Below are 24453 nucleotides of genomic sequence, written 5' to 3'. Positions count from 1 at the left end.
CCATCAACCCGCAAGCGGCGCTGGCTGGTCTTTGATCAGATTGGCGGGGTCCGGGGCGGAGCCCCGCGCCCTAAAACGTGACTCGCCAAACGCAACGCGACCCACCCACAAAGCCGCGGATCGCAAGCCAACCCACACAAAGCCGCACCGCACGCGCCCCCACAACCAGGCCGAACAACCCAAACCCCGTACGCTGGAACACATCCCACGCGCAGCGAGAGAGGACCAGCGGTGCAACCCGGTCAGTTCGACATGCAGGCCCTGCTCCAGCAGGCCCAGAACATGCAGCAGCAGATGGCAACCGCCCAGGAAGAGCTGGCGAACACCCAGGTAACCGGCAACGCGGGCAACAACCTCGTGACCGCGACCGTCACCGGCGGCGGCGAGCTCATCAACCTCACCATCGACCCCAAAATCGTCGACCCGGAGGACGTAGAAACCCTCCAGGACCTGGTGATCGCCGCAATCAAGGACGCCAACCAGAGGGCTCAGCAGCTGGTGGAGCAGAAGCTCGGCCCACTGGCCCAGGGCGGCCTCGGCGGCTTGCTCGGCTGAAAGCCCGGCGACCGGAACCGGCGACCAGACCGGCGAAGACACCGCGAAGACACGGCGAAGAGACGGCATCCCAATGTACGAGGGCCCAGTACAGGACCTGATCGACGAGCTGGGCAGACTCCCGGGCGTAGGCCCGAAGAGCGCCCAGCGAATCGCCTTCCACCTCCTGGCAACGGAACCCGCTGACATCGAGCGGCTCCAAAGCGCACTCCAGAAGGTCAAGGAAGGCGTGGTCTTCTGCGACGTCTGCGGCAACGTGAGCGCGGAGACCAGGTGCCGCATCTGCCGCGATCCCAAGCGCGATCTGGCCCTGGTCTGCGTGGTCGAGGAGCCGAAGGACGTCCAGGCCATCGAGCGCACCAGGGAGTTCAAGGGCCGCTACCACGTCCTGGGCGGCGCGCTCGATCCGCTCAGCGGTGTCGGACCGGACCAGCTCCGCATCCGCCAGCTGCTCAACAGGATCGGCACGGCCACCGACGGCGTGGACATCTCCGAGGTCATCATCGCCACGGACCCGAACACCGAGGGCGAGGCCACGGCCACCTACCTCGTCCGGATGCTCAGGGACTTCCCGGGCCTGACCGTCACCCGGCTGGCCAGCGGCCTGCCGATGGGCGGCGACCTGGAGTTCGCGGACGAGCTCACCCTGGGGCGTGCGCTATCTGGTCGCCGGAGCATGTAGCCAGGACCCCACCGCGACTGGGCGACACCCGCCTGGTCGCGGTGGACGGCCCGTCGGGCGCGGGCAAGTCGACGTTCGCACAGAACCTCGCCCAGGAACTCGGCGCCCAGCTGATCAGCACCGACCACTTCGCCACGTGGGACGACCCGACCACGCGGTGGTGGCCGAGACTCACCAATGCCCTCACCGACGTAGCCAACGGCAAGACCGGCAGCTACCGGAAAACCGACTGGTCCCAAGGCTTTCCGTGCATCGAAGAGGGCGAAGAGGTCACGCTCAGTCCTCAAGGGACGATCATCCTGGAGGGCTTCTCCTCGGCCAGGAAAGCGAACACGAGACTCAGCCTCGCGATCTTCGTCGAGCACGGGGACGAGCAGCAGAGGCTGGAACGCGCGGTGGCCAGGGACGGCGAACCGAGCCGGAAGCACTTCATCCGCTGGCAGCAGTACGAAAGAGGCTGGTTCGCGGTCGACGAGACCAGGGCCAGAGCCGACTACGTCGTGACCTCGAGCTGAGCCTGGACCACGAGAGCCTCGGGCGTTCCGATCTCGCTGAACACCTCCAGCGACGACGCCCAGTACCCGCGAGCCGCGTCCACCTCGCCCAACGCGGCGGACGCGTCGCCGGCCAGTTGCAGAGCGCGCGCGTACACCCAGCGGTGACCGGAATCCGAGCCGACATCTGATGCCCGCAGAGCACACTCCAGCGCACCGGAGGCGTCGGACGTGTCGAGGTGGGTTCGCCCGAGCACGAGCAGCACCTCCATCTCCGCCAGCCGGAACTGCGACCGCCCCGCCTCGACCAGCGCCGAGGTCGCCGTCGTCAGCGCCTCGGCGTAACGGCCCGCGCCGCGGTACGCCGACGCGAGGCCGCGACGTGCGGAGCAGCTGCCCCACGAGTAGCCGGTCTCGACCGCGATCGCGAGCGCCGACGAGAACTGCTCGATCGCCTCGTCGAGCCTGCCCGCGCCTTCCAGGGCACGTCCGAGCAGGTTCATCGCGTCGCAGACGCTCTTGACGTTCTCCAGGTCGTGCGCGATCTGCATCGCCAGGGAAGCCTCGACGGCCGCCTCGTCGTACCGGCCGCGCATGATCAGCGTGATCGCCATGCCCTCGTGCACCGTGTGGCCGAAGTTGCGGGCGGCCGCACGTTCGTACAGCTCGCTCGCGCGCACGAAGTACGACGCGCCCTGGTCCGGACGGCCGCGCCACGCGTGCACCTCGCCCAACGCGCGCATGGAGTTCGCCTGGGTGATCCACGAGTCGATGCGCGTGCCCGCTTCCAGGGCCTCCTCGAACGTCGCCGCGGCGCGGTCGAGCTGGCCCAGCTGCATGTAGACGCCGCCGAGGTTGAACAGCGCGTTGGCCTGCACCTGGAACGCGCCGATCCGGCGGGTGATCACCAGGGCGCGTTCGAGGTGGTCGGCGGCGTGTTCGAGCTCGCCGAGGTCGATGTAGACGCTGCCCGCGTTGGACAGCACGGCGGCCTCGGCCTCGGGCAGGTCGATGTGTTCCTGCAACGCGATGGCCTGCTGGTAGTAGCCGAGAGCGTTGCGGTGCTGCCCGGTCACCCAGTACAGCGTCCCCAACGACGACAGCATCGCCAGCTGGCCGAGCTCTTCACGCGGCGCGCGTGCCCCCAGCAGCCCGGCCTTGGCCGTCTCACGCCACTCCGCGGCCAAGCCTTGCGTGTAGAAGTAGCCGCGCAACGCGTCTGCCAGCTGCCACGGCGAGTTCTCGGGATCGCGCTCGACCGCGTGCGCCACCAGGGCCACCAGGTTGGCGCGCTCGACGTCCAGCCACGTCAACGCCTCGGTCGAGGTGCTGAACGTCCGCGGCAGCACACCGTCCAACGGAGCAGGCCGCGGGAAGCGGAACAACGTCGACTTCATCGCGGACGTCGCGTTGTCGACCGAGCGCACCGCCCAGTCGACCAGCCGCCGCAACGCCAGACGCGAGTCCGCGCGGCCCTCCTCGAACGCCAGGCGCTCGGCCGCGTAGTCGCGCAGCAGGTCGTGGAACTGGTAGCGCGACGGCGCGTGGTTCGCGATCAGGTTCGCGGTGGCCAGCCGGTCGAGCCGACGGCGAGCGTCCTGAGTGGTGAGCCCCGACAACGCGGCCGCCATCTCGGGCGTGAAGTCCGTGCCGGGGGCCAGGGACAGCAGCCGGAACATCTGCGCGAGCTCGGGCTTCAGGGCCGTGTAGGACAGGTCGAACGCCGCGTGCACCGCGACCCGTTCGTCGCCTTCGACCGCCAGCGCCGCGAGCCGGTTGCCCGCCCGCAGCTCCTCCACGTAGTCCGCGATGGACAGCTCCGGACGTGACACGAGGTTCGCCGCGGCGATACGCAAAGCCAATGGCAGGTGCGCGCACAACGCGGCCAGCTCGGCGGCGGCCTCCTCCTGGGACGCCACCTCGTCCGCGCCCAGGATCCCCGCCAGCAGAGCCTTGGTCTCCTTCCAGTCGAGCACGTCGAGCCGCACGTTCGACGCCGCGTGCGACACGGCGAGTCCGCGCAACGTGTCGCGCGAGGTCACCAGCACCGCGCATCCCGGCGACCCCGGCAGCAGAGGCCGGATCTGCTCGGCCGAAGACGCGTTGTCCAGCAACAACAGCACGCGCTGACCGGTCAGGGTCGACCGGAACATCGCCTCCTGCTCGTCCTGGTCCAACGGCACCTGGTCCGGTTCGGTCCCGAGAGCGCGCAGGAACCGCGGCAGCACGTCCACCGCGCTCAACGGCGGTCCGGGAGCGTATCCGCGCAGGTTGACGTACAGCTGACCGTCAGGGAAGTCCGCCCGCATCCGGTGCGCGGCGTGCACGGCCAGCGCCGTCTTGCCCACCCCGGGAGGCCCGGCGAGTGTGACGACCGGCACACCCTGCGCGGTCCGCAGCAGCGCGACGATCAACGACACGGCCTCGTCGCGGCCGACGAAGTCCGGGATGTCCGCGGGCAGCTGCGACGGCACGACCCGTTCCGGCTTGGAAGCCACGACCGGCGCACCGGCCGATGCCGCGGCCACCGCGTCGATCGACCCGGACAGCACCTGGCCGTGCACGCGCCGCAGCTCGTCGCCGGGATCAATGCCCAGCTCGTCCCCCAGAAGACGGGAAACCCGCTGGTAGGCGGCCAGTGCCTCGCTCTGCCGCCCGGACCGGTACAGCGCCACCATCAGCTGCGCCCAGAACCGTTCGCGCAACGGGTGCTCGCTGGTCAGTCGCGAGAGTTCGGCCACCAGCTCGCCGTGGCGACCCAGTTCGAGATCGACCTCGACCCGGCGTTCCAGCACGTGCAGGCGGCGTTCGTTCAGCCGAGGCACCTCGTCGCGGTGCAGGATCTCCGACGGCACGTCGACCAGTGCCGGACCCCTCCAGAGCCCGAGGGCGGCGGTGAACGCGGCAGAGGCGGCCTGCAGGTTCCCGGCGGCGCGCTCCTGCTCGCCCTGGTCGATCAACGGCTCGAAGCGCATCAGGTCGATCGTCTTCTCGTCGACGTCGATCAGATACCCGTCTGGAACGGTTCTGATCGGCACCGACGGCCCGAGCAGCTGTCTGAGGCGCATCACATAGGTCTGCAAAGTAGCTCGAGCACGGGCCGGTGGGTCGTCGCCCCACACGTTCCCGGCGAGCTCGTCCACGGACACCGACGTGCCCGCACGCAGCAACAACGACACCAGCAGCGCCCGCTGACGACCGGCGCGGACCAGCAGTGGTTCGGAGTCGAGGAGGACCTGGAGCGGGCCGAGCACGCGGAACTCGACCTGCCTGCTCATGCGACCTCCTCCGCGTGTCGTAGTTGTTTCTACAGCCTAGGAGAGCGTTCGACGCATCTGCCGTGCTCACGTTGGGTCAGCGGACGTGCGCCGGACGTATCAGAATGCCTGGTCTAGTGGCCGGATCGTGACCTGAGTAGCCCCGGAGGGGGTATCTACAACGGTTATGGTCGGCGACCACACCGTGAGATGTGCGGATTGTCCAAGGGGTGTTTGATGGTCCACTCAGTAACGGCTCGCCGCCGTTGGGTTGCCGCGATCGGCTTCCTCAGCGTCAGCGCGCTGGCCCTGTCCGGTTGCGCGCAATCCCAGCGCGACTCTGGTGGTGGCGGTAAGGAAGGCGGGACGCTGACCTTCGGTGCCGCCGGCGCGCCGAAGCTCTTCGACCCGTTCTACGCGACGGACGGCGAGACCTTCCGGGTCTCTCGCCAGATGTACGAGGGTCTGGTCGGCTTCAAGCCGGGCACCGCCGAGGTCGAGCCCGCGCTGGCCACCAAGTGGGAGTCCAGTTCCGACGCGAAGACGTGGACGTTCACCCTCAAGGAGGGTGTGAAGTTCCACGACGGCACCGCGTTCAACGCCGAGGCCGTGTGCTTCAACTTCGAGCGTTGGTACAACCAGAAGGGCGCGGGACAGAGCGACGCCGTCTCGCAGTACTGGCTGGACAACTTCGGCGGGTTCAAGGACACGCCGGACAAGCCCTCGCTGTACAAGTCCTGCACCGCGAAGGACGCGAAGACAGCTGTCATCGAACTCGCTGAGGTCAACTCGCAGTTCCCCGACGTCCTCGGCTTCACGTCGTTCTCGATGTCGAGCCCGGACGCGCTGAAGAAGTACGACGCGGACAACGTCCAGGCCGCCGGTGACGCGTTCACCTACCCGGCTTACGCGAACGAGCACCCGACTGGCACGGGCCCGTTCAAGTTCAGCAAGTACGACAAGGCCAACAACACCGTGGAACTCGTGCGCAACGAGGACTACTGGGGCACCAAGGCCAAGCTGGACAAGATCGTCTTCAAGATCATCCCGGACGAGACCGCCCGCAAGCAGGCGATCAAGGCCGGCGACATCGACGGTTACGACCTGCCGAACGCGGCTGACTGGGCCGGCCTGAAGTCCGACGGCTTCAACGTCGCGATCCGCCCGGCGTTCAACGTCTTCTACGTGGGCATCAACCAGAAGAACAACCCGAAGCTCGCCGACCTCAAGGTCCGTCAGGCCCTGATGTACGCGATCAACCGGGAGCAGCTGGTCAAGTCGCAGCTGCCTGAGGGTGCCAAGGTCGCGACGCAGTTCATGCCGGACACCGTCGCCGGGTACAACAAGGACCTCAAGGCCGCTCCGTACGACGTGGAGAAGGCCAAGAGCCTGCTCAAGGAAGCCGGCGCCGAGGGCCTGAAGCTGAAGTTCTACTGGCCGTCCGAGGTCACCCGCCCGTACATGCCGTCCCCGAAGGACCTGTTCGGCGCGATCTCCGGCGACCTGCAGAAGGCCGGCATCACGATCGAGACGGTCACGAAGCCGTGGAACGGCGGCTACCTGACCGACGTCGACCAGAGCATCCCTGACCTGTTCCTGCTCGGCTGGACCGGTGACAACGGTCAGCCCGTCAACTGGGTCGGCACGTTCTTCGGCCGCACCGACAACCGCTTCAACACCGGTGTGTCGCCGTGGGGCAAGACGCTCGCCGAGGACCTGGCCAAGGCCAACTCCGAGCCGGACAAGGACAAGCGGAAGTCGCTCTACGAGGGGATCAACAAGCGGATCATGGAGGACTACCTCCCGGCGATCCCGATCTCGCACTCCCCGCCCGCTCTGGTGTTGAAGTCGGACATCAAGGGTGTCGTCCCGAGCCCGTTGACCGACGAGAAGTTCGGCTCGGCCTCCAAGGGCTGAGCTGACCAGCTCCCACCACAAGAGAACAACGGGGTAGCTCAGTGCTCCGCTACACGATTCGACGGCTGATTCAGCTGGTCGGCGTGGTGCTGGTGCTCTCGCTGCTGCTCTTCTCCTGGATGCGACTTCTCCCAGGAGGGCCGGTCTCGGCCCTCCTGGGAGATCGCTCTACTCCGGAGAAGGCAGCCGAACTCACCAAGCAGCTCGGCCTCGACCAGCCGATCTTCGTCCAGTACTTCAAGTTCCTCGGTCGCGCCGCGACCGGCGACTTCGGCGTCTCCACCGGTGTGCAGCCCGGTGACTCGGCGCTCGACATCTTCCTGCAGCGGTTCCCCGCGACGATCGAGCTCAGCTTCTTCGCGATCGTGATCGCGGTCGCGGTCGGTGTTCCGCTCGGCTATCTCGCGGCGAAGCGCCGTGGCGGCCTGTTCGACAACTTCAGCGTGATCGGCTCGCTCATCGGTGTCGCGGTGCCGGTGTTCTTCCTCGCCTACGTGCTCAAGGACGCGGCATCGGTCGGTCTCGGCCTGCCGTCGCAGGGCCGGCAGGGCGACATCAACGCCACCCGCGTCACCGGGTTCTTCACCCTCGACGGCGTGCTCACCGGTGAGTGGGACGCGACGTTCGACGCGCTGGAACACCTGATCCTGCCCTCGATCGCGCTCGCCACGATCCCGTTCGCGGTGATCTTCCGGATCACCCGCGCGGCCGTGCTCGACGTGCTGGACGAGGACTTCGTGCGCACCGCCGAGTCCAAGGGCCTCACCGCACAGGTGATCCGCCGCCGGCACGTGCTGCGCAACGCGATGCTGCCGGTCGTCACGACGATCGGTCTGCAGACCGGTGCGCTGCTCTCCGGCGCCGTGCTCACCGAGAAGGTGTTCTCGATCCCGGGGGTCGGCCAAGCGCTCGCCATCGGGTTCGAAAGACGTGACTACCCGGTGCTGCTGTTGTTGATCATCATGGCCACGATCGTCTACGTCGTGGTCAACCTCCTGGTCGACCTCTCGTACGCGCTCATCGACCCGCGCATCAGGACGAGGTGAGCGCAGTGACACTCGGAGTCTCCAAGAAGGAAAAGATCGACGACCTCGCCGAGAGCGCGGGCGTCTCGCTCGCCGCGAGCGCGTGGAAGAGGCTGCGCCGCAGCCCGGTGTTCCTCACCGGCGCGGTGATCATCGGCATCTTCATCGTGGTCTCGCTGATCTCGCCGTGGCTCGCACCGCACAGCCCGTCCGACCCGATGCTGATCGACCAGGTCGTCAAGGCGCGCAACGAGATCCCGCCCTCCCAGCCGGGCCACCCGCTCGGCGGTGACCTGCAGGGCCGCGACTTCCTGTCCCGGCTGCTGGTCGGCTCGCAGCAGACGTTGATCGTCGGTGTCGGCGCGACGCTGATCGGCCTGACCGGTGGGTTGATCCTCGGCACGCTGGCCGGCGCGATCGGCGGCTGGGTCGACTCGGTCGTCATGCGACTGGTCGACGTCATGCTGTCGCTGCCGTCGCTGTTGCTGGCGTTCTCGATCGCGGCGATGTTCGCGAAGCCCAGCCAGTTCACCGTGATCCTCGCGGTCGCGATCGTGCAGATCCCGGTGTTCGCCCGGTTGCTCAGAGGCTCGATGCTCGCGCAACGGCACAGCGACCACGTGCTGGCGGCGACCGCGCTCGGCGTGAAGAAGGGCGCGATCGTGTTCCGGCACATGCTGCCGAACTCGCTCAGCCCGGTGATCGTGCAGTCCACGCTGGTGCTGGCGACCGCGATCATCGAGGCGGCGGCGCTGTCGTTCCTCGGCCTCGGCAACCCGGACGACCGGATCCCGGAGTGGGGGCAGATGCTCGGTGACGTGCAGAACGTGTTCGACACGCATCCGCACCTCGCCGCGTACCCCGCGATCTGCATCATCATCGTCGCGCTCGGCTTCACGCTCATGGGCGAGACCCTGCGCGAAGCCCTCGACCCGAAGAACAGGCGGTGAGTCGTCGTGGCACTGCTCGAAGTACGTGACCTCTCCGTCGTGTTCCAGCGCCGGGGCGAGGAGCCGTTCATCGCGGTCGACGGCGTCAGCTTCGACGTCGAGCCAGGTCAGACCGTCGGCCTGGTCGGCGAGTCGGGCTGCGGCAAGTCCGTGACATCGTTGGCAATCATGGGTCTGCTGCCCAAGCGCGGTGCCCTGGTCACCGGCAGCGTGACCTACGACGGCACGGATCTGCTGAAGCTGTCGGACCGCCAGATGCGCGACAAGCGCGGCAGCGAGCTCGGCATGGTCTTCCAGGACCCGCTGTCGTCGCTCAACCCCGTCGTCCCGATCGGCCTGCAGGTCACCGAGGTGCTCGAACGGCACCGCGGCATGTCCCGCAAGGAAGCCATGATCGAGGCGAAGAACCTGCTCGACAAGGTCGGCATCCCGGACCCGAACCGGCGGCTCAAGGAGTACCCGCACCAGCTCTCCGGCGGTATGCGGCAGCGCGCGTTGATCGCGATCGCGCTGGCGTGCCGGCCGAAGCTGCTGATCGCGGACGAGCCGACGACGGCGCTGGACGTGACCATCCAGGCCCAGATCCTGTCGTTGATGAAGGAACTGGTGCAGGACCTCGGCACCGCGCTCGTGATGATCACCCACGACCTGGGTGTCGTCGCCGGGCTGTGCGACGAGGTGAACGTGCTGTACGGCGGCAAGGTGGTCGAGAAGGCCATGCGGCACAAGCTCTTCGCCGAGCCGCGCCACCCGTACACGCACGGCCTGCTGGCCTCGATCCCGCGCCTGGACGCGGCGCCCGGCGAGAAGCTGACGCCGATCAGGGGCTCGGTCGCGGACAACATCCCGTGGGCACAGGGCTGCGCGTTCGCACCGAGGTGCCCGAACGCGCTGGACATCTGCCGCACGGAGACGCCGGCCGAGGAAGACCAGCTGGGCCGCCTGCTCCGCTGCCACAACCCGGTGGTTCCGGGAACTCCCGCAGCCGAGGAGGTGCCGGTGTGAGCGAGACCCTGGTGTCCGTCCAGGACATGAAGGTGCACTTCCCGATCAAGCGCGGCGTCTTCATCGACCGCACCGTCGGGTACGTCTACGCGGTCGACGGCGTGGACCTGGAGATCAAGCGCGGAGAGACCTACGGCCTGGTCGGCGAGTCCGGCTGCGGCAAGTCCACCCTCGGGCGGGCGATGCTGCGGCTCAACGAGCCGACCGCGGGCAAGATGGTCTTCGACGGCCAGGACTTCTCCTCGCTCCAGGGCGAAGAACTGCGCAAGATGCGGCGCCGGATCCAGATGGTGTTCCAGGACCCGTTGTCGTCCTTGGACCCGCGCCAGTCCGTCGAGTCGATCCTGGTCGAGGGCCTGCGGGCGCACGACATGGACAAGGGCAAGGAGTCCACGTCGAAGCGGCTGCGCGAGCTGCTCTCGGCCGTGGGCCTGCCGTCCACCGCGTTGCGCAAGTACCCGCACGAGTTCTCGGGCGGTCAGCGGCAGCGCATCGGCATCGCCAGGGCACTGGCGCTCGAGCCGGACCTGATCGTCGCCGACGAGCCGGTGTCCGCGCTGGACGTGTCGGTGCAGGCGCAGGTCGTGAACCTGCTCGAGGAGCTGCAGGAACAGTTCGGCCTGACCTACCTGGTGATCGCGCACGACCTCGCCGTCGTGAAGCACATCTCCGACCGGGTCGGCGTGATGTACCTCGGCGGACTGGTCGAGGAGGCCACCGCGGTGGACCTCTACGCCGAGCCGCTGCACCCGTACACGCGGGCGCTGCTGTCGGCGATCCCGGTGCCCGACCCGGTGATCGAGGACCGGCGCGAACGGATCCTGCTCGCCGGTGACCTCCCGTCGCCGGCCAACCCGCCCACCGGATGCCGGTTCCACACGCGGTGCCCGTGGCGGCAGGCGTCCCGTTGCGACACCGAACGCCCGGTGCTGCGGGAGCTCAAGCCGGGGCACAAGGTGGCGTGCCACTACGCCGAGCAGATCCAGTCCGGCGAGATCCAGCCGCACGAGGTGAAGCCGATCCTGGTCGAGGAGGACGACGGCATCTCGCCCGACGTCCCGCTCGTGGGACCGGCGTCCGTCACCGAGGCGCTGAACCCGTAAGACGATCCGGGGCCACCTTTCGAGGTGGCCCCGTTCGTTTCTCCAGGGTTCGGCGCTTCCCTGGGCGAATGGACAGTCGTGGCTCGATCCTGCTGAGGGCCGCGGAGATCGCGTCGGTGGACGGCCTCGAGGGCGTCACGATCGGGCGGCTCGCGGTCGAGCTCGGCATGAGCAAGAGCGGGGTGTTCTCGCACTTCGGGTCGAAGGAGGAGCTGCAGATCTCCACCGTCCACGTCGCCGCGGAGATCTTCTCGCGCGAGGTGGTGATCGCCGGTGGGACCTTGCTGGACCTGTGCGGGCGCTGGCTCGACTACTCGAAGCGGCGCGTGTTCCCCGGAGGCTGCTTCTTCGTCGTGACGCGCTCGGAGTTCGCTGCCCGCCCCGGCCGCGTGCGCGAGGCGTTGATGCTCTTCAACCTGCGCTGGTTCTCACTGCTGGAACGGCTGTGCGGTGACGCGCAGATGGCGTTCGAAGTGGACGCTCTGCTGACCGCCGCGGACCGGTTCGCGGTGCTCTACGACGACGCTTCGGCGTACGAGAGAGTGCGGTCGGCGTTGCGCGCACGGATCACCATGCCGACCGGGATGGAGATGAGCGTGGCCACCGCGAACGACAGCAGCATCGCGAGCCAGGCCTCGTCGACGATCTGACCGCCGATGTAGCCGACGGCGGCGGGGTAGAGGCTCCACAGCGCCGACCCGACCGCGGCGACCGGCACGAAGCGCCTCAGCGGCCACTTCAGCGCCCCCGCGAGCAACGCGCCCACGATGCCGCCCGCCGGCAGGAACCGCGCCGCGATGAGGATCGTCTCGCCCTTGGACGCGAGCTGGTCGGCGGTCCACACGACCATCGCCCGCGCCTTGGCGTTCTTGTTGACCCGGTCGAGGGCCCTCATGCCCATCCGGCGGCCCATCGTAAAGTTGATCATGTCGCTGGCCAGGCATCCAGCGGCGGCGACGGCGACCACGAGGTACAGCGGGACCTCACCGGACGCGGCCAGGACACCGGCGCCGATGAGCACGGCCTCCGTCGGTGCCAGTGGCACGACGGCGACCAGGAACAGCACGACGAGGCTGGCGGCTGTGGTGCTCATGATCGGTGAACGTACGTGACCCAGATGAACAATCCCGACCTGGGGCTTTCTTCAGCGCACCCACAGGATGGAAGTCGATCTACGCTCCCGTTGTGCCGTTCACGCTCGCGCATCCGGCGGCCGTCCTGCCGCTGCGCCGGTTCCTCTGGTTCCCGGGACTCGTCGCGGGCGCGATGGCACCCGATCTCGGCTACTACATCCCTGTCCTGCCGACACACGACGTGCTCGGCGGATCCCTGGCCGCGGTGGTGTTGTTGCTGGCCGGACGACTGCTGCTGCCGTCGGTGATGGCGTTGGCGCCGGAGTTCGTGCGCACGCGGGTGTCGCATCCCGGAGACGTCCGTCAGCCGTTCGCCCGAGCGTTGTCCATTGTGGTGGGAGTGCTCACACATCTGCTGTGGGACGCCTTCACGCAGACCGACGGCTGGTTCGTGCAACGGTGGGACTGGCTGAACGTCTCGGTAGTCGGGCCGCACAGGCTCTACAACGTGATCGGGTACGTGTCATCGCTCGGCGGCCTCGTCCTGCTCGCCCGGCTCGGTCTGGCTGCCCCCAGGGGCAATGACTGGCCGTCACACGATCGAATTTCCCGGTCCAAGTTCCGGATCTTCGTCGGGCTCGCGGCCGTCGTCGGCGCTGCCTGGTCTTTGTCCGATCCTGTCAGCCAGGCGAGCCTCTATGACTGGGTGCGCTGCCTGCTGCTTGGCGTGATCCAGGGCACATGCGCCGGACTGGCCGTCCACGCCGTCCTGTGGGGCTTCAAACAGTCACGACATGACGGGCGATGACAGCCCGGTTCAGTGAGTCGATTTCGCATCTGTCACGCATTCAAGCGCTCGAACTGCCGTTGACCGGCTTGTTCAGCCGTCGTTAACCTCCGAACTCCAATAGGAAAGCTTGTTTACCAATCCTTCGCCGCCGACCCTTGCCCAGGAGGACGAAGTGATCAGAAAACACACCCGCACGGGTGTCGCCCTAGCGCTGTTAGCGCTGGTGATGCCCCAGATCGCGGGGTCGGGTACGGCCAACGCGGCCGACACGCTGCTCTCCGCCAACAAACCCACCACGACGTCGTCCGTCGAAGCGGAGACCTTCGGGGGCGCGAACGCCGTCGACGGAGATCCGACCACTCGCTGGGCGAGCCTCGAAGGCCACGATCCGGAGTGGATCGCGGTCGACCTCGGCGGCACCGCGACCATCTCCAGGGTCAAGCTCACCTGGGAGGCCGCGTACGCCTCCGAGTACAAGATCCAGACGTCCGCCGACGGCTCGACGTGGAGCACCAAGAAGACCCTCACCGGTCAGAACGGTGGCACCGACGACAACACCCTCAGCGCCAGCGGCCGGTACGTGCGGATCTACGGCACCAAGCGCGGCACGGCGTATGGGTACTCGCTGTTCGGGCTGGAGGTCTACGGCAGCAACCCCAACGGCGACAACACCCCGCCGACCGCGCCCAGCGGCCTCACGAGCACCGGCACCACGTCGAGTTCGGTGAGTCTGCAGTGGACGGCCGCGACCGACAACGTCGGTGTGACCGGATATGACGTCCTGCGGGGCGGCAGCGTCGTCGGCACTCCCACCGGTACGTCGTTCACCGACACCGGCCTCGCGTCCGGCACGCAGTTCACCTACACCGTCCGAGCGAGGGACGCGGCCGGGAACCTCGGGCCCGCGAGCAACGCGGTGCAGGCGACCACCCAGCCCGCCCTGCCCGGCGAGACCATCACGGTCGTCGTCGCCGGTGACATCGCGTCGCTGACGAACTCCGAGCACTACGAGACCGCGAAGCTGGTCGAGCAGATCAAGCCGAACCACATCCTCACCGTCGGCGACAACCAGTACGACAGTGGCACGCTCGCGGAGTTCAAGGCCCACTACGACAAGTCGTGGGGCAAGTTCAAGAGCATCACCCACCCCGCCACGGGCAACCACGAGTGGGAGGACAACCTCAACGGCTACAAGTCGTACTTCGGCGCCCAGGCCTACCCGAACGGCAAGCCGTACTACACCTGGAACGCAGGCCAGTTCCACTTCGTCTCGGTCGACTCGAACCCGATGTACGACAACGGCAGCGACTCGACGCAGCTGAACTGGCTGAAGGCCGACCTGGCCGCGAACACCAAGCCCTGCGTCGTCGGCTACTGGCACCAGCCGCGGTTCAACTCGGGCAAGTACGGCGACCTGTCCCAGGTGGCCCCGTACTGGAACGCGTTCGCCGACGCCAAGGCCGACGTCGTGTTCAACGGTCACGACCACCACTACGAGCGGTTCTCGCCGCTGAGCAAGAGCGGTGCGGTCGACCCGGTCAACGGCATGCGGGCGGCGATCGTCGGCATCGGCGGTGACTACCTCTACGACGAGCGCACCCCGCGTGCCGGTGTCGAGAAGTACTTCGCGGACAGCCACGGCGTCATGAAGCTCACCCTGTCCGGCACCTCCTACTCGTGGGAGGTCATCGACACCGCCGGCAAGGTGCGCGACAAGGCCGGTCCTTACAACTGTCGTTAGGTTCGGAGGCCGTCGTGTACATCGCTACTGCTCGACAAGCTCCAGCCGCGGGTGGCACCGGCAGGATCGCGGCGAACGTGCTCGCGCTGGGCGCGGTCTCCCTGCTCACCGACATCTCGTCGGAGATGGTCACCGCCATCCTGCCGCTCTACCTCGTGCTGGGGCTGGGGTTCTCCCCGCTGCAGTTCGGTGTGCTCGACGGCGTCTACACCGGTGTGACGGCATTGGTTCGCGTTGTCGGCGGTCACGCTGCGGACCGCTGGCAACGGCGCAAGTTCGTTGCCGGGCTCGGGTACGGGATCTCGGCGCTGGGCAAGCTCGGCCTGCTCGCCGCCGGGACCTCGGCAGGCGCGATGGGGCTCGTGCTGGCCGGGGATCGAACCGGCAAGGGCTTGCGCACCGCGCCGAGGGACGCGCTGATCACGTTGAGCAGCGAGCCTTCGGCGCTCGGACGCGCCTTCGGTGTCCACCGTGCCATGGACACCGTCGGCGCGTTCCTCGGCCCACTGGTGGCGTTCTGTCTCTTGTGGACGCTCCCGGCCCGCTACGACGTCGTGTTCGTGGTGAGCTTCTGCTTCGCGGTTGTGGGTTTTCTGGTGCTGGTGCTCTTCGTCCGTGACCACCGGGACGTGCTGCCACGCGTCGCGGTGTCGCTCCGGAGTGCGTTCAGGTTGTTGCGCGACCCACGTTTCCGGCGGGTCTGTGTGGTCGCGTGCGGGCTCGGACTGCTGACGCTGGGGGACGGGTTCGTCTACCTGCTGCTGCAGAAGAAGCTCGACGTCGAGGTCGCCTACATCGCGTTGCTGCCCCTCGGCACGGCCGGCGTGTACCTGCTCGCCGCCGTGCCGATCGGCGCTCTGGCCGACCGCGTGGGGCGCTGGCGGATCTTCCTCGCCGGTCACCTGGCGCTGCTCGGCGCATACGTCCTGTTCGTCGGTGCGTCTGGGATTTCTTTGCTCGTCGGCGTTCTGCTGCTGCACGGGTTGTTCTACGCGTGCACCGACGGCGTGTTGATGGCCGTCGCCGGGCCGATGATTCCCGAGGAGCTGCGCACGTCCGGTCTGGCCCTGCTCCAGACCGGCCAGGTGCTGGCCCGTGCCTGTTCTTCCGTCCTGTTCGGTGCTCTTTGGACGTGGTTCGCTTGGTGAGGATCCTGATCGTCGTCGCGGCCGTGATCGCGTTGGGCGCCGGTGCGACGGCGTATGCGTTGCGGTCACCGGACGAGGTTTCCGTTGCCACGGAAGCAGGGCCGGTCTCGCTTTCGCCGGGCCGGCTGCTGTTCGTCGACGACGTGAGCGGGAAGGTGGCTTCCGTTCCGTTGTCCTCGCCGAGTGGGCCTCGGCGGGTGAGTTCGTTGTCCTGCAAGCGCTTCTACACGGCTGCGGGGCAGGGGTTGTGTCTGGCGGACGTGTCCCGGCCGATGCCCGGCTCGACGGCGGTGTTCGTCGACCAGGCGTTGAACGAGCGCCGGCGCGTGGAGGTGGCGGGGGTGCCGAACCGGGCCAAGCTGTCGGCGGACGGGCGGATGGCGTCGTGGACGACGTTCGTGACCGGTGACTCGTACGCGCAGTCGGGAACGTTCTCGACGCGGACCGGAATCTTCGACACCGAGACCGAGGAGTACGCCAGCAACCTCGAGGGTCTGCGGGTCGAGGGCCGGAAGATGACCAACGACATGAACTACTGGGGTGTCACGTTCACCCCGGATGACCGCCTCTTCTACGCCACGCTCGGCGTCGGCGGGAAGACCTACCTGATCCAGGGCGACGCGGTCGACAAGTCCGCGAAGTCGTTGCGGGAGAACGCCGAATGCCCGTCGCTGTCACCGGACGGCAAGCGCGTGGCGTTCAAGAAGCGCGTGCCGGGCGACGGCGCGCGGCCGTGGCGCGAGCACGTGCTGGACCTGAGCACGATGGTGGAGATACCGCTGGCCGAGACCCGTGGGATCGACGACCAGGTCGTGTGGCTCGACAACGACACCATCGCCTACGGCCTGCCGGGAGAGGGCATCTGGGCCGTGCAGGCGAACGGGGAGGGCGCGCCGCGGCAACTGGTGCCGCACGCGTCCTCCCCGTCGCTCGTCAGCGGTTAGCTCGGTTGACCTAACGCTGCGCTCGGTTGATCGCGGAGACGATCGCGCGGAAGCTCGCGGCGACCGTGGAGCTGTCGATGCCGACACCCCACAGCACCCGGTCGCCCACCGCGCACTCGAGGTAGGCGGCGGCGCGGGCGTCGTCACCGGCGGAGAGCGCGTGCTCGGCGTAGTCCAGGACCCGCACGTCGTAGCCCACCGAGGCGAGCGCGTCGACGAACGCGGCGATCGGTCCGTTGCCCGACCCGGTGATCTCCTGCTGCTCGCCGTCGATCAGCAGCGTCGCGGTGATCTCCTCGTGCCCGCTGCCGTCCGACGACGCGCGGTGCTTGAGCAGGTACAGCGGCACCCTGCCGTGCAGGTACTCCTCCGCGAAGGCGTCCCACATCTCCTTCGGGTTGATCTCGCCGCCCTGCGTGTCGGTGACCTCCTGGATCACCTTCGAGAACTCGATCTGCAGGCGCCGCGGCAGGTCCAGGTGGTGCTCCTGCTTCATCAGGTAGGCGACACCGCCCTTGCCGGACTGCGAGTTGACCCGGATGACGGCCTCGTAGTTGCGGCCGACGTCCTTCGGGTCGATCGGCAGGTACGGGACCTCCCACGGGAAGTCGTCGACGTGCTGGCCCGCGTCCTTGGCGTCGGCCTCCAGCGACTCGAAGCCCTTCTTGATCGCGTCCTGGTGGGAGCCGGAGAACGCGGTGAAGACCAGGTCGCCGCCGTACGGGTGGCGCTCGGGCACGGGCAGCTGGTTGCAGTACTCGACGGTGCGGCGGACCTCGTCGATGTCGCTGAAGTCGATCTGCGGGTCGATGCCCTGGCTGAACATGTTCATGGCCAGCGTGACCAGGCAGACGTTGCCGGTGCGCTCACCGTTGCCGAACAGGCAGCCCTCGATCCGGTCCGCGCCGGCCAGGTACCCCAGCTCTGCGGCGGCCACGCCGGTGCCGCGGTCGTTGTGGGGGTGCAGGCTCAGGATGATGCTGTCGCGGTTGGCCAGGTTCCTGGACATCCACTCGATGCTGTCCGCGTAGACGTTCGGGGTGGCCATCTCGACGGTGGCCGGCAGGTTGATGATCAGCGGCTTCTCGGGCGTGGGCTGGATGACCTCGGTGACCGCGTTGCAGACTTCCAGTGCATACGTGAGCTCAGTGCCCGTGTAGGACTCGGGGGAGTACTCGTAGCGGAAGTCGGTCTCCGGGTAGTCCTTCTCCTGGCTCTTCGCGAACTTCGCGGCGTCGACGGCGATCTTCTTGATGCCGTCGCGGTCGCTGCGGAAGACCACGCGGCGCTGCAGGATCGAGGTCGAGTTGTAGAAGTGGACGATGGCCTTGTTGGCGCCGCGCAGGGACTCGAAGGTCCTGGCGATCAGCTCTTCGCGGCACTGGGTCAGGACCTGGATGGTCACGTCGTCCGGGATGGCGCCGTCTTCGATGATCTCGCGGACGAAGTCGAAGTCGGTCTGGGATGCCGCCGGGAAGCCGACCTCGATCTCCTTGAAGCCCATCCGGACCAGGAGGTCGAACATCTTGCGCTTGCGCGCCGGGGACATCGGGTCGATCAGGGCCTGGTTGCCGTCCCGCAGGTCCACCGCGCACCACTGGGGGGCGGTTTCCGCTCGCTTGGTCGGCCAGGTGCGGTCCGGGACGTCGATGACCTCTACTACCTCGTGGAACGGGCGGTAGCGGTGGAACGGCATGCTGCTGCCGAGTTGGCGGTTCCAGGTGGGCTGGGATTCCGGGGCCTGGCGCGCTGGCTGGCGGATACGGCTGTTGCCGGAGGTGTACGCGTCTGCTGACGAGTAGGCGTCTGACGGGGTCATCCTGGTGCTCCTGCGGGTCGTCTCATGGGAACGACCGGCGGCAACGCTGAGTCCCGCGACGGGGGGCCGGTCTGATCAGACCCCGTCACGGCAGCGAAGCAGGAGGGAACGCCACACGTCGGACAGAGTAGCCACAGATCGGGGTGGGATGGAACTGAGGGACCGGATCGTGGGATGTGGTTACTGAGTGCGACCGGGCGCTTGGGGGTCCGTAGGTGGCTGGGTTGCGTTGGCGGGTTCCGTGCGATCCGCGGCTTTGTGGGTGGTCACCTTGCGTTGAGCGAGTCCCGTTTAGGGCGCGGGGCTCCGCCCCGGACCCCGCCAATCTGATCAAAGACCAGCCAGCGCCGCTTGCGGGTTGATGGCACGCCTGTTGCGTTCGGCGGCGCCCTGGCGCGGCAAACGATCAGGCACGACTCGTGACGGGACCACCCCACCGGAACCACACGGGAAGAACGCCTCGGCTTCGCCTTCGGGTCGCCTCGCCTTCGGCATCGGCTTGAGGTGGCGGCTTCGGATGGTGGTGTTAAGACAAGTTTTGGCAGGCGTGGATCTGGGAAAAGTTCATGTATGTCCAGATTACGTACGACCAGTGGCCGCGGCACGGCTTCACGCGTGATCAGCGGCATCGGTGTGGTCTTCGCCCTGATCGAGATCCTCTACATCCTGATGATCGTGCTCGGTGCGAACCAGGCGAACGCTTTCTTCAGGTTCATCGGGTCCCTCGCCGAGCCCCTCGCACTGTTCTTCCCAGGGTTGTTCGCTACCGGCAACTACAACGTCGATGTGCTGCTCAACTACGGTCTGGCCGCCGTGTTCTGGCTGGTCGTGACCGGCATTCTTGCTCGTGCGGTATCGCGCTACTGAGTAGTAGATTGCCCGGCTATGCGTACGCGCGTGGTCGGGATCGCGGTAGGTGTTGTCAGTTGGGTCGGCCTCGCGCTGGCGGTCGTGCTCGTGGTGCACGTGGTGCTGACCGTCGGCGGGGCCAACCCTGACAACCCCATCACCAGCACGATCAAGGCCGTTGCCGAGCCGGTTGCGCTGGCGTTCAAGGACTTGTTCGCGCCTGCCGACGCGAAGCTCAAGGTGCTGGTGAACTTCGGGCTGGCGGCGTTGTTCTGGCTGGCCGTTCGAGCGATTGTCCTTAAGCTCGTTAGGCGTCTGAACTAGGTTCGTGCGCATGGCGCGCGACGACTTCTGCAGCAGCTGCGGTACCCGGTACGCCGAGGTGTCCACCTACCCGCGTTCGTGCGCGAACTGCGGTGCGTCCGTGTGGGCCAATCCGGTGCCGGTTGTCGTGTTGCTCGTGCCGGTCAAGGACGGGGCCCGGACCGGGCTGTTGACTGTGCGGAGGGCGATTCCGCCGGTGGGGCAGCTGGCGTTCGTCAGCGGGTTCATGGAGCGCGGGGAGTCTTGGCAGCAGAGTGCGGCGCGTGAGCTCGAAGAAGAGGCCGGGGTGAGCATCGAGCCTGGTGAGCTGCGGCCGTTGCACTTCGTGTCGACGCCGGATGGTGCGACGGTGTTGTTGTTCGCCACCGCGCCTGCGATCAACGCCGAGGACATGCCGCCGTTCGTGCCGAACGACGAGGCTTCCGAGCGCAGGGTGATCTTCGAGTGCGAGCCGTTGGCGTTTCCGCTGCACAACGAGGTCGCGACCAAGTACTTCTCAACCGAACAGTGACTGGCCCCAGGTGCCGGTGAAGGCTGTTTCGGAGAGCGGGTGGCGGCGGCGTTCGCGCTGTTCGCGGGCTTGAAGGTCGTCTGGGAGGTCCTCCAGGTTGCCGAGGTGGCCCAGGGCCATGACCACCAGCGGGCGCACGTCGTCGGGCATGTTGAACGACTCGTGGGCCGCTGTTTTGTCGAAGCCGCCCATCATGTGCGCGATCAGGCCCAGGTCTACCGCCTGCAGGGCGATGTTCTCCATGGCCAGGCCCAGGCCGAACTCGATGTTCGGGAGGTCGCCGCGGGAGTCCTGGGTGATCACGCAGCCGATCAGGAGCACGGAGGCGAGGTGGGCCCAGGTCTTGTTGCCGGGGCGGAGGGTTTCGTAGATCGCGGCGAACGTCGGGGTGCCGCGTTTGCCGACGATGAAGCGGGCGGGCTGGCTGTTGCCGTGGGACGGGGCCCAGCGGGCGGCTTCCAGCAGGACGCGCAGCTCGTCGTCGGACACCGTTGCGTCAGGGTCGAAAGCGCGTGGGCTCCAGCGCTGGGAGATCAGCTCGTTCATCAGATCGCATACTGCCAAACGGCCAGGGAGTAGGCACCGAACCAGGCGCTGAAGACGATGGCCAGGCCCAGGACGGTCAGAACGGTGGACAGGCGGCGGCGGGCCAGTACCAGGGCCAGGGGGATCAGCAGCGTGAACGCCGGCAGGAGGAGGCGGGCCTTGGAGTTCATGAGGCCGTTCGAGCCGATGTCCATGACCAGCACGCCGATGCCGTAGACGATCAGCGGCCATTCGAGGCGGCGCTGGAAGGCGCAGAAGACGAGCACGATGGCGAGGATCAGGAGCCAGACGGTGCCGGTCTCGAGCTCGGAGCGCGGGTTGCCGAGGTGTTCGAAGGCGAACTTGAGGGTGGCCGCGCCGCCGTCGAACTTGGAGCCCCAGCCGCGTTGCTGCACGCCGAACCAACCCGAGAGGTCGCCGGTGCGGACCGACACCCAGGCGAGGTAGCCGAGCAGGCCCAGCGGGGCGACCAGTGCGCCGGCCCACGCTCGCCAGTCGCGTTTGTCCGAGAACGCCGCGACCAGCGCTGCCAGGACGACGGCCGCGATCAGGGCGCCCGCGGTCGGGCGGACCAGGCCCGCGGCCGCGCAGCAGACGCCGGCGAGGATCCAGCGCTTCTTCACCACGCCCACCAGGGCCCAGATGGCGAACGCGCAGAACGTGGCCTCGGAGTAGGTCATGGACAGGACCACGGCCATGGGCGAGGCGGCGAAGAGCGTGACGAGGACCAGGCCGGACGTCGTGGAGCCGCCGCGGACGGAGCGGCCGAGGACGAAGAGGCCGTAGGCGCAGAACAGGCCGCTGATCACGCTGACCGCGAAGGCCGCGCCTTCGACGCTCACGCCGGGCAGGGCGTCCACCCAGCGGATGAGGGCGGGGTAGCCGGGGAAGAACGCGAGCGGGGTCTCCGCCGTGCGCTTGCCCGCGGCGTCGGCGAGGCGGCCGGGGACGTCGTCGTAGCCGCCCGCGGCGATGCCGAGGAACCACTCGCCGTCCCACGACTTGAGTTCGCCGATGGCGGTGTTGGTCGTGCCGTGGAGCTTGTTCTGGTACTCGACGACCAGCTGCAGGACGTAGAGACCCACCTGTCGGATGAACAGGTAGATCAGCGCCGGGGCCGACCAGAGCGCGGCGGGGTGTCTGAGCGCCTCGGCCAACCGGGAGCGCGCACTGCTCTCATGCACGGCTGCTGGGGCCTCCACGGCATAGGCGGTCGACGACACCCGGACAGAGTAGTCACGCGCATCACGGCTCCAGAGTCTCACCAGGTGGTCCGGGTAGTCTGCCTACGACGTGGGGTTTTAGTCGCGCGAAGGAGGTCAGGTCGGTGGCGCTCGTCGTCCAGAAGTACGGCGGTTCATCGGTTGGAAGTGCCGAGCGGATCAAACGCGTGGCCGAGCGCATCGTCGCGACCAAGAAAGCGGGCAACGACGTCGTGGTCGTGGTGTCCGCCATGGGCGACACGACTGATGAGCTTCTCGACCTCGCCCGCCAGGTCTCCCCGGTGCCTCCCGCACGTGAGCTCGACATGCTGCTCACCTCGGGTGAGCGGATCTCGATGTCGCTGCTCGCGATGGCGATCAACTCCCTCGGTGCCGAGGCCCGGTCCTACACGGGCTCGCAGGCGGGCGTGATCACGACGTCGGTGCACGGCAAAGCCCGCATCATCGACGTGACGCCGAGCCGCATCCAGGACGCGACGTCCGAGGGAGCCATCGCGATCGTCGCCGGCTTCCAGGGCGTCTCCCAGGACTCGAAGGAGATCACCACGCTCGGCCGTGGCGGCAGCGACACCACAGCGGTGGCGCTCGCGGCCGCGACCAAAGCCGACGTGTGCGAGATCTACACCGACGTGGACGGCGTCTACACCGCCGACCCGCGCATCGTGCCGAACGCGAAGAAGCTCGACACGATCAGCTACGAGGAAATGCTCGAAATGGCCGCGTGTGGCGCCAAGGTGCTGATGCTCCGCTGTGTGGAGTACGCCCGCCGCTACAACGTGCCCGTGCACGTCCGCTCTTCGTTCAGCAACAAGACCGGAACCATCGTGTCCGGTTCAGTGGAGGACCTTCACGTGGAACAGGCGATGATCACCGGCGTCGCGCACGACCGGTCTGAAGCCAAGATCACAGTCACGGCGGTGCCCGACCACCCCGGCATCGCGGCCAAGATCTTCCGGGTCGTGGCGCAGGCAGAGCTCGACATCGACATGGTCGTGCAGAACGTCTCGCAGGCCGCGTCCGGCCGCACCGACATCACGTTCACGCTGGCCAAGGTCGACGGCCCGCGCGCGGTGGCGGCGCTGGAGAAGTCCCGCGAGGAGATCGGCTTCGACCAGGTCCTCTACGACGAGCACGTCGGCAAGGTGTCGCTGATCGGCGCGGGCATGCGCTCGCACCCCGGCGTCACGGCGACGTTCTGCGAGGCCCTGGCCACGGCCGGCGTCAACATCGACATCATCTCCACCTCGGAGATCCGCATCTCGGTCATCTGCCGCGACACCCAGCTCGACGACGCCGTCCGTGCCCTGCACGACGCGTTCGACCTGGGCACCGACGAAGAGGCCGTCGTCTACGCGGGGACCGGCCGATGACCGCCCCCGTGATCGCGCTGGTCGGCGCGACCGGTGCCGTGGGCACCGTGATGATCGACATCATGAACACCCGCTCCGACTTCCCGTGGGGCGAGGTCCGGCTGATCGCGTCCGCGCGCTCGGCGGGCAAGAAGATCAGCGTGCGCGGCCAGGAGCTGACGGTCATCGCGCTCTCGCCCGAGGCGTTCGACGGCGTGGACATCGCGATGTTCGACGTGCCGGACGAGATCTCGGCGCAGTGGGCTCCGATCGCCGCCGAACGCGGCGCGATCGCGATCGACAACTCCGGCGCGTTCCGGATGGACTCGGACGTGCCGCTGGTCGTGCCCGAGGTCAACGCGGACCAGATCGACAACCGCCCGCGCGGCATCATCGCGAACCCGAACTGCACGACGCTGTCGATGATGGCGGCGCTCGGTGCCCTGCACCGCGAGTTCGAGCTGAAGGAACTGGTCGTCGCCTCGTACCAGGCCGCGTCCGGTGCGGGTCAGTCCGGCATCGACCGCCTCTACGCCGAGATCAGCGCGCTGGCCGGCAAGGAGGCGGGTGTGCACGCGGGCGACGTGGCCGAGGCTCTGGCCGCCGCCGGTCTGTCCGCGCAGGACTCGCCGTTCCCGGCCCCGCTGGTGCTGAACGTGGTGCCGTGGGCGGGTTCGGTGAAGGACGACGGCTGGTCGTCCGAGGAGCTGAAGGTCCGCAACGAGGCTCGCAAGATCCTCGGCATCCCGGACCTGAAGGTCTCCGCGACCTGTGTCCGCGTCCCGGTCGTCACGACCCACTCGCTGTCCGTCCACGCGACGTTCGCCCGCGAGGTCACGGTCGAGGCGGCGCACAAGATCTTCGAAGAGCAGCCGACGATCGTGCTGATCGACGACCCGGCCGCCCAGAAGTTCCCGACGCCCGCCGACGTGGTGGGCGGCGACCCCACGTACGTGGGCCGCGTGCGCCAGGCGCTGGACTTCCCGAACACGCTGGACTTCTTCGTGTGCGGTGACAACCTGCGCAAGGGTGCGGCGCTGAACACCTACGAGGTCGCGGAAGAGCTCGCGAAGCGCCTGTAGATCCGTCCTTCCACCGCTGCCCGGCCAGGTATGGTCGGGCAGCGATGGGGGAGATCGAATGGATTC

Annotated in this window: 21 protein-coding genes and 2 pseudogenes; 18 read left to right on the top strand and 5 right to left on the bottom strand. The window is 67.8% G+C overall.

What is annotated here, in order from left to right; all coding sequences use genetic code 11:
• Positions 1 to 252 precede the first annotated feature (252 nt).
• The 3 genes from ABZ345_RS44010 (at position 253) to ABZ345_RS44000 (ending at position 1752) form a co-directional block, all read left to right on the top strand.
• Positions 253 to 555 (top strand): YbaB/EbfC family nucleoid-associated protein, encoded by a 303-nt coding sequence (locus tag ABZ345_RS44010; RefSeq protein ID WP_359861148.1) that lies wholly within the window; start codon positions 253 to 255, stop codon positions 553 to 555.
• A gap of 73 nt (positions 556 to 628) precedes the next feature.
• The gene (recR, locus tag ABZ345_RS44005) at positions 629 to 1237 is read left to right on the top strand and encodes a recombination mediator RecR (protein WP_359861142.1); all 609 of its coding nucleotides are present in this window, start codon (positions 629 to 631) and stop codon (positions 1235 to 1237) included.
• Positions 1238 to 1278: 41 nt separating this feature from the next.
• Complete coding sequence (locus ABZ345_RS44000; RefSeq protein ID WP_359861141.1) at positions 1279 to 1752, top strand: AAA family ATPase; 474 nt, start codon at positions 1279 to 1281, stop codon at positions 1750 to 1752.
• Here the strand turns inward: ABZ345_RS44000 and ABZ345_RS43995 are convergent.
• Positions 1731 to 5009: a BTAD domain-containing putative transcriptional regulator gene (locus ABZ345_RS43995; protein ID WP_359861139.1), complete on the bottom strand. Its 3279-nt coding sequence runs from the start codon at positions 5007 to 5009 to the stop codon at positions 1731 to 1733. The two genes, ABZ345_RS44000 and ABZ345_RS43995, sit on opposite strands and share 22 nt — an antisense overlap.
• Before the next feature lie 216 nt (positions 5010 to 5225).
• On the opposite strand from ABZ345_RS43995, the gene ABZ345_RS43990 reads away from it, so the two are divergent.
• From ABZ345_RS43990 to ABZ345_RS43965, 6 genes are all read left to right on the top strand, one after another.
• A complete protein-coding gene (locus ABZ345_RS43990) occupies positions 5226 to 6905 on the top strand; it encodes an ABC transporter substrate-binding protein (protein ID WP_359861137.1) in 1680 nt (559 codons plus the stop codon).
• A gap of 41 nt (positions 6906 to 6946) precedes the next feature.
• Positions 6947 to 7951 carry an ABC transporter permease gene (locus tag ABZ345_RS43985; protein ID WP_359861135.1) on the top strand — a complete coding sequence of 335 codons (1005 nt, stop codon included), beginning with the start codon at positions 6947 to 6949 and terminating at the stop codon, positions 7949 to 7951.
• 5 nt (positions 7952 to 7956) lie between these two features.
• Entirely contained in the window at positions 7957 to 8880 is a 924-nt protein-coding gene (locus tag ABZ345_RS43980) for an ABC transporter permease (protein WP_359861133.1), read from the top strand.
• 6 nt (positions 8881 to 8886) lie between these two features.
• Complete coding sequence (locus ABZ345_RS43975; protein WP_359861131.1) at positions 8887 to 9885, top strand: ABC transporter ATP-binding protein; 999 nt, start codon at positions 8887 to 8889, stop codon at positions 9883 to 9885.
• A 26-nt stretch (positions 9886 to 9911) separates the two neighbouring features.
• Complete coding sequence (locus ABZ345_RS43970; RefSeq protein ID WP_359861146.1) at positions 9912 to 10988, top strand: oligopeptide/dipeptide ABC transporter ATP-binding protein; 1077 nt, start codon at positions 9912 to 9914, stop codon at positions 10986 to 10988.
• 68 nt (positions 10989 to 11056) lie between these two features.
• Positions 11057 to 11638 carry a helix-turn-helix domain-containing protein gene (locus ABZ345_RS43965; RefSeq protein WP_359861129.1) on the top strand — a complete coding sequence of 194 codons (582 nt, stop codon included), beginning with the start codon at positions 11057 to 11059 and terminating at the stop codon, positions 11636 to 11638.
• A 20-nt stretch (positions 11639 to 11658) separates the two neighbouring features.
• On the opposite strand, the pseudogene ABZ345_RS43960 reads toward ABZ345_RS43965, so the two are convergent.
• A pseudogene (locus tag ABZ345_RS43960) lies at positions 11659 to 12081 on the bottom strand (VTT domain-containing protein); the annotation flags it as partial.
• 92 nt (positions 12082 to 12173) lie between these two features.
• Here ABZ345_RS43960 and ABZ345_RS43955 point away from each other — a divergent pair.
• The 4 genes and pseudogenes from ABZ345_RS43955 (at position 12174) to ABZ345_RS43940 (ending at position 16684) form a co-directional block, all read left to right on the top strand.
• On the top strand, positions 12174 to 12869 hold the full coding sequence (locus ABZ345_RS43955) for a DUF4184 family protein (protein WP_359861127.1): 696 nt from the start codon (positions 12174 to 12176) through the stop codon (positions 12867 to 12869).
• A gap of 154 nt (positions 12870 to 13023) precedes the next feature.
• Positions 13024 to 14592, top strand: a complete 1569-nt coding sequence (locus ABZ345_RS43950; RefSeq protein ID WP_359861125.1) for a discoidin domain-containing protein — start codon at positions 13024 to 13026, stop codon at positions 14590 to 14592.
• Positions 14593 to 14606: 14 nt separating this feature from the next.
• Positions 14607 to 15766, top strand: a pseudogene (locus tag ABZ345_RS43945) (MFS transporter); the annotation flags it as partial.
• A complete protein-coding gene (locus ABZ345_RS43940; protein ID WP_359861144.1) occupies positions 15743 to 16684 on the top strand; it encodes a hypothetical protein in 942 nt (313 codons plus the stop codon). The pseudogene ABZ345_RS43945 and the gene ABZ345_RS43940, both read left to right, overlap by 24 nt.
• Before the next feature lie 10 nt (positions 16685 to 16694).
• Here ABZ345_RS43940 and leuA read toward each other — a convergent pair whose 3' ends face one another.
• Positions 16695 to 18503 (bottom strand): 2-isopropylmalate synthase, encoded by a 1809-nt coding sequence (gene leuA / locus ABZ345_RS43935; protein WP_359861123.1) that lies wholly within the window; start codon positions 18501 to 18503, stop codon positions 16695 to 16697.
• A 570-nt stretch (positions 18504 to 19073) separates the two neighbouring features.
• On the opposite strand from leuA, the gene ABZ345_RS43930 reads away from it, so the two are divergent.
• Genes ABZ345_RS43930 through ABZ345_RS43920 form a run of 3 tightly spaced genes read left to right on the top strand, consistent with a single transcriptional unit; the run spans position 19074 to position 20187 of the window.
• Positions 19074 to 19370, top strand: coding sequence for a hypothetical protein (locus tag ABZ345_RS43930; protein ID WP_359861121.1), 297 nt, complete (start codon positions 19074 to 19076; stop codon positions 19368 to 19370).
• An 18-nt stretch (positions 19371 to 19388) separates the two neighbouring features.
• Positions 19389 to 19676 carry a hypothetical protein gene (locus tag ABZ345_RS43925; RefSeq protein ID WP_359861119.1) on the top strand — a complete coding sequence of 96 codons (288 nt, stop codon included), beginning with the start codon at positions 19389 to 19391 and terminating at the stop codon, positions 19674 to 19676.
• A 10-nt stretch (positions 19677 to 19686) separates the two neighbouring features.
• A complete protein-coding gene (locus ABZ345_RS43920) occupies positions 19687 to 20187 on the top strand; it encodes an NUDIX domain-containing protein (RefSeq protein WP_359861117.1) in 501 nt (166 codons plus the stop codon).
• Here ABZ345_RS43920 and ABZ345_RS43915 read toward each other — a convergent pair.
• Positions 20173 to 20733, bottom strand: a complete 561-nt coding sequence (locus ABZ345_RS43915) for a nitroreductase family protein (RefSeq protein ID WP_359861115.1) — start codon at positions 20731 to 20733, stop codon at positions 20173 to 20175. The genes ABZ345_RS43920 and ABZ345_RS43915 overlap by 15 nt on opposite strands.
• Positions 20733 to 21956 (bottom strand): hypothetical protein, encoded by a 1224-nt coding sequence (locus tag ABZ345_RS43910; RefSeq protein WP_359861113.1) that lies wholly within the window; start codon positions 21954 to 21956, stop codon positions 20733 to 20735. The genes ABZ345_RS43915 and ABZ345_RS43910 overlap by 1 nt, the downstream gene beginning before the upstream one ends.
• Before the next feature lie 104 nt (positions 21957 to 22060).
• On the opposite strand from ABZ345_RS43910, the gene ABZ345_RS43905 reads away from it, so the two are divergent.
• A complete protein-coding gene (locus ABZ345_RS43905) occupies positions 22061 to 23326 on the top strand; it encodes an aspartate kinase (protein WP_359861111.1) in 1266 nt (421 codons plus the stop codon).
• The gene (locus tag ABZ345_RS43900) at positions 23323 to 24387 is read left to right on the top strand and encodes an aspartate-semialdehyde dehydrogenase (protein ID WP_359861110.1); all 1065 of its coding nucleotides are present in this window, start codon (positions 23323 to 23325) and stop codon (positions 24385 to 24387) included. Before ABZ345_RS43905 ends, ABZ345_RS43900 begins: the two co-directional genes overlap by 4 nt.
• The last annotated feature ends 66 nt before the right edge of the window (positions 24388 to 24453 follow it).

Source organism: Lentzea sp. NPDC005914 (assembly GCF_040629405.1).
In the GTDB taxonomy this organism is placed as follows: Bacteria; Actinomycetota; Actinomycetes; order Mycobacteriales; family Pseudonocardiaceae; genus Lentzea.
Note: the sequence above shows the minus strand (reverse complement) of the source record. Positions and strands in the feature narration are given on the sequence as shown.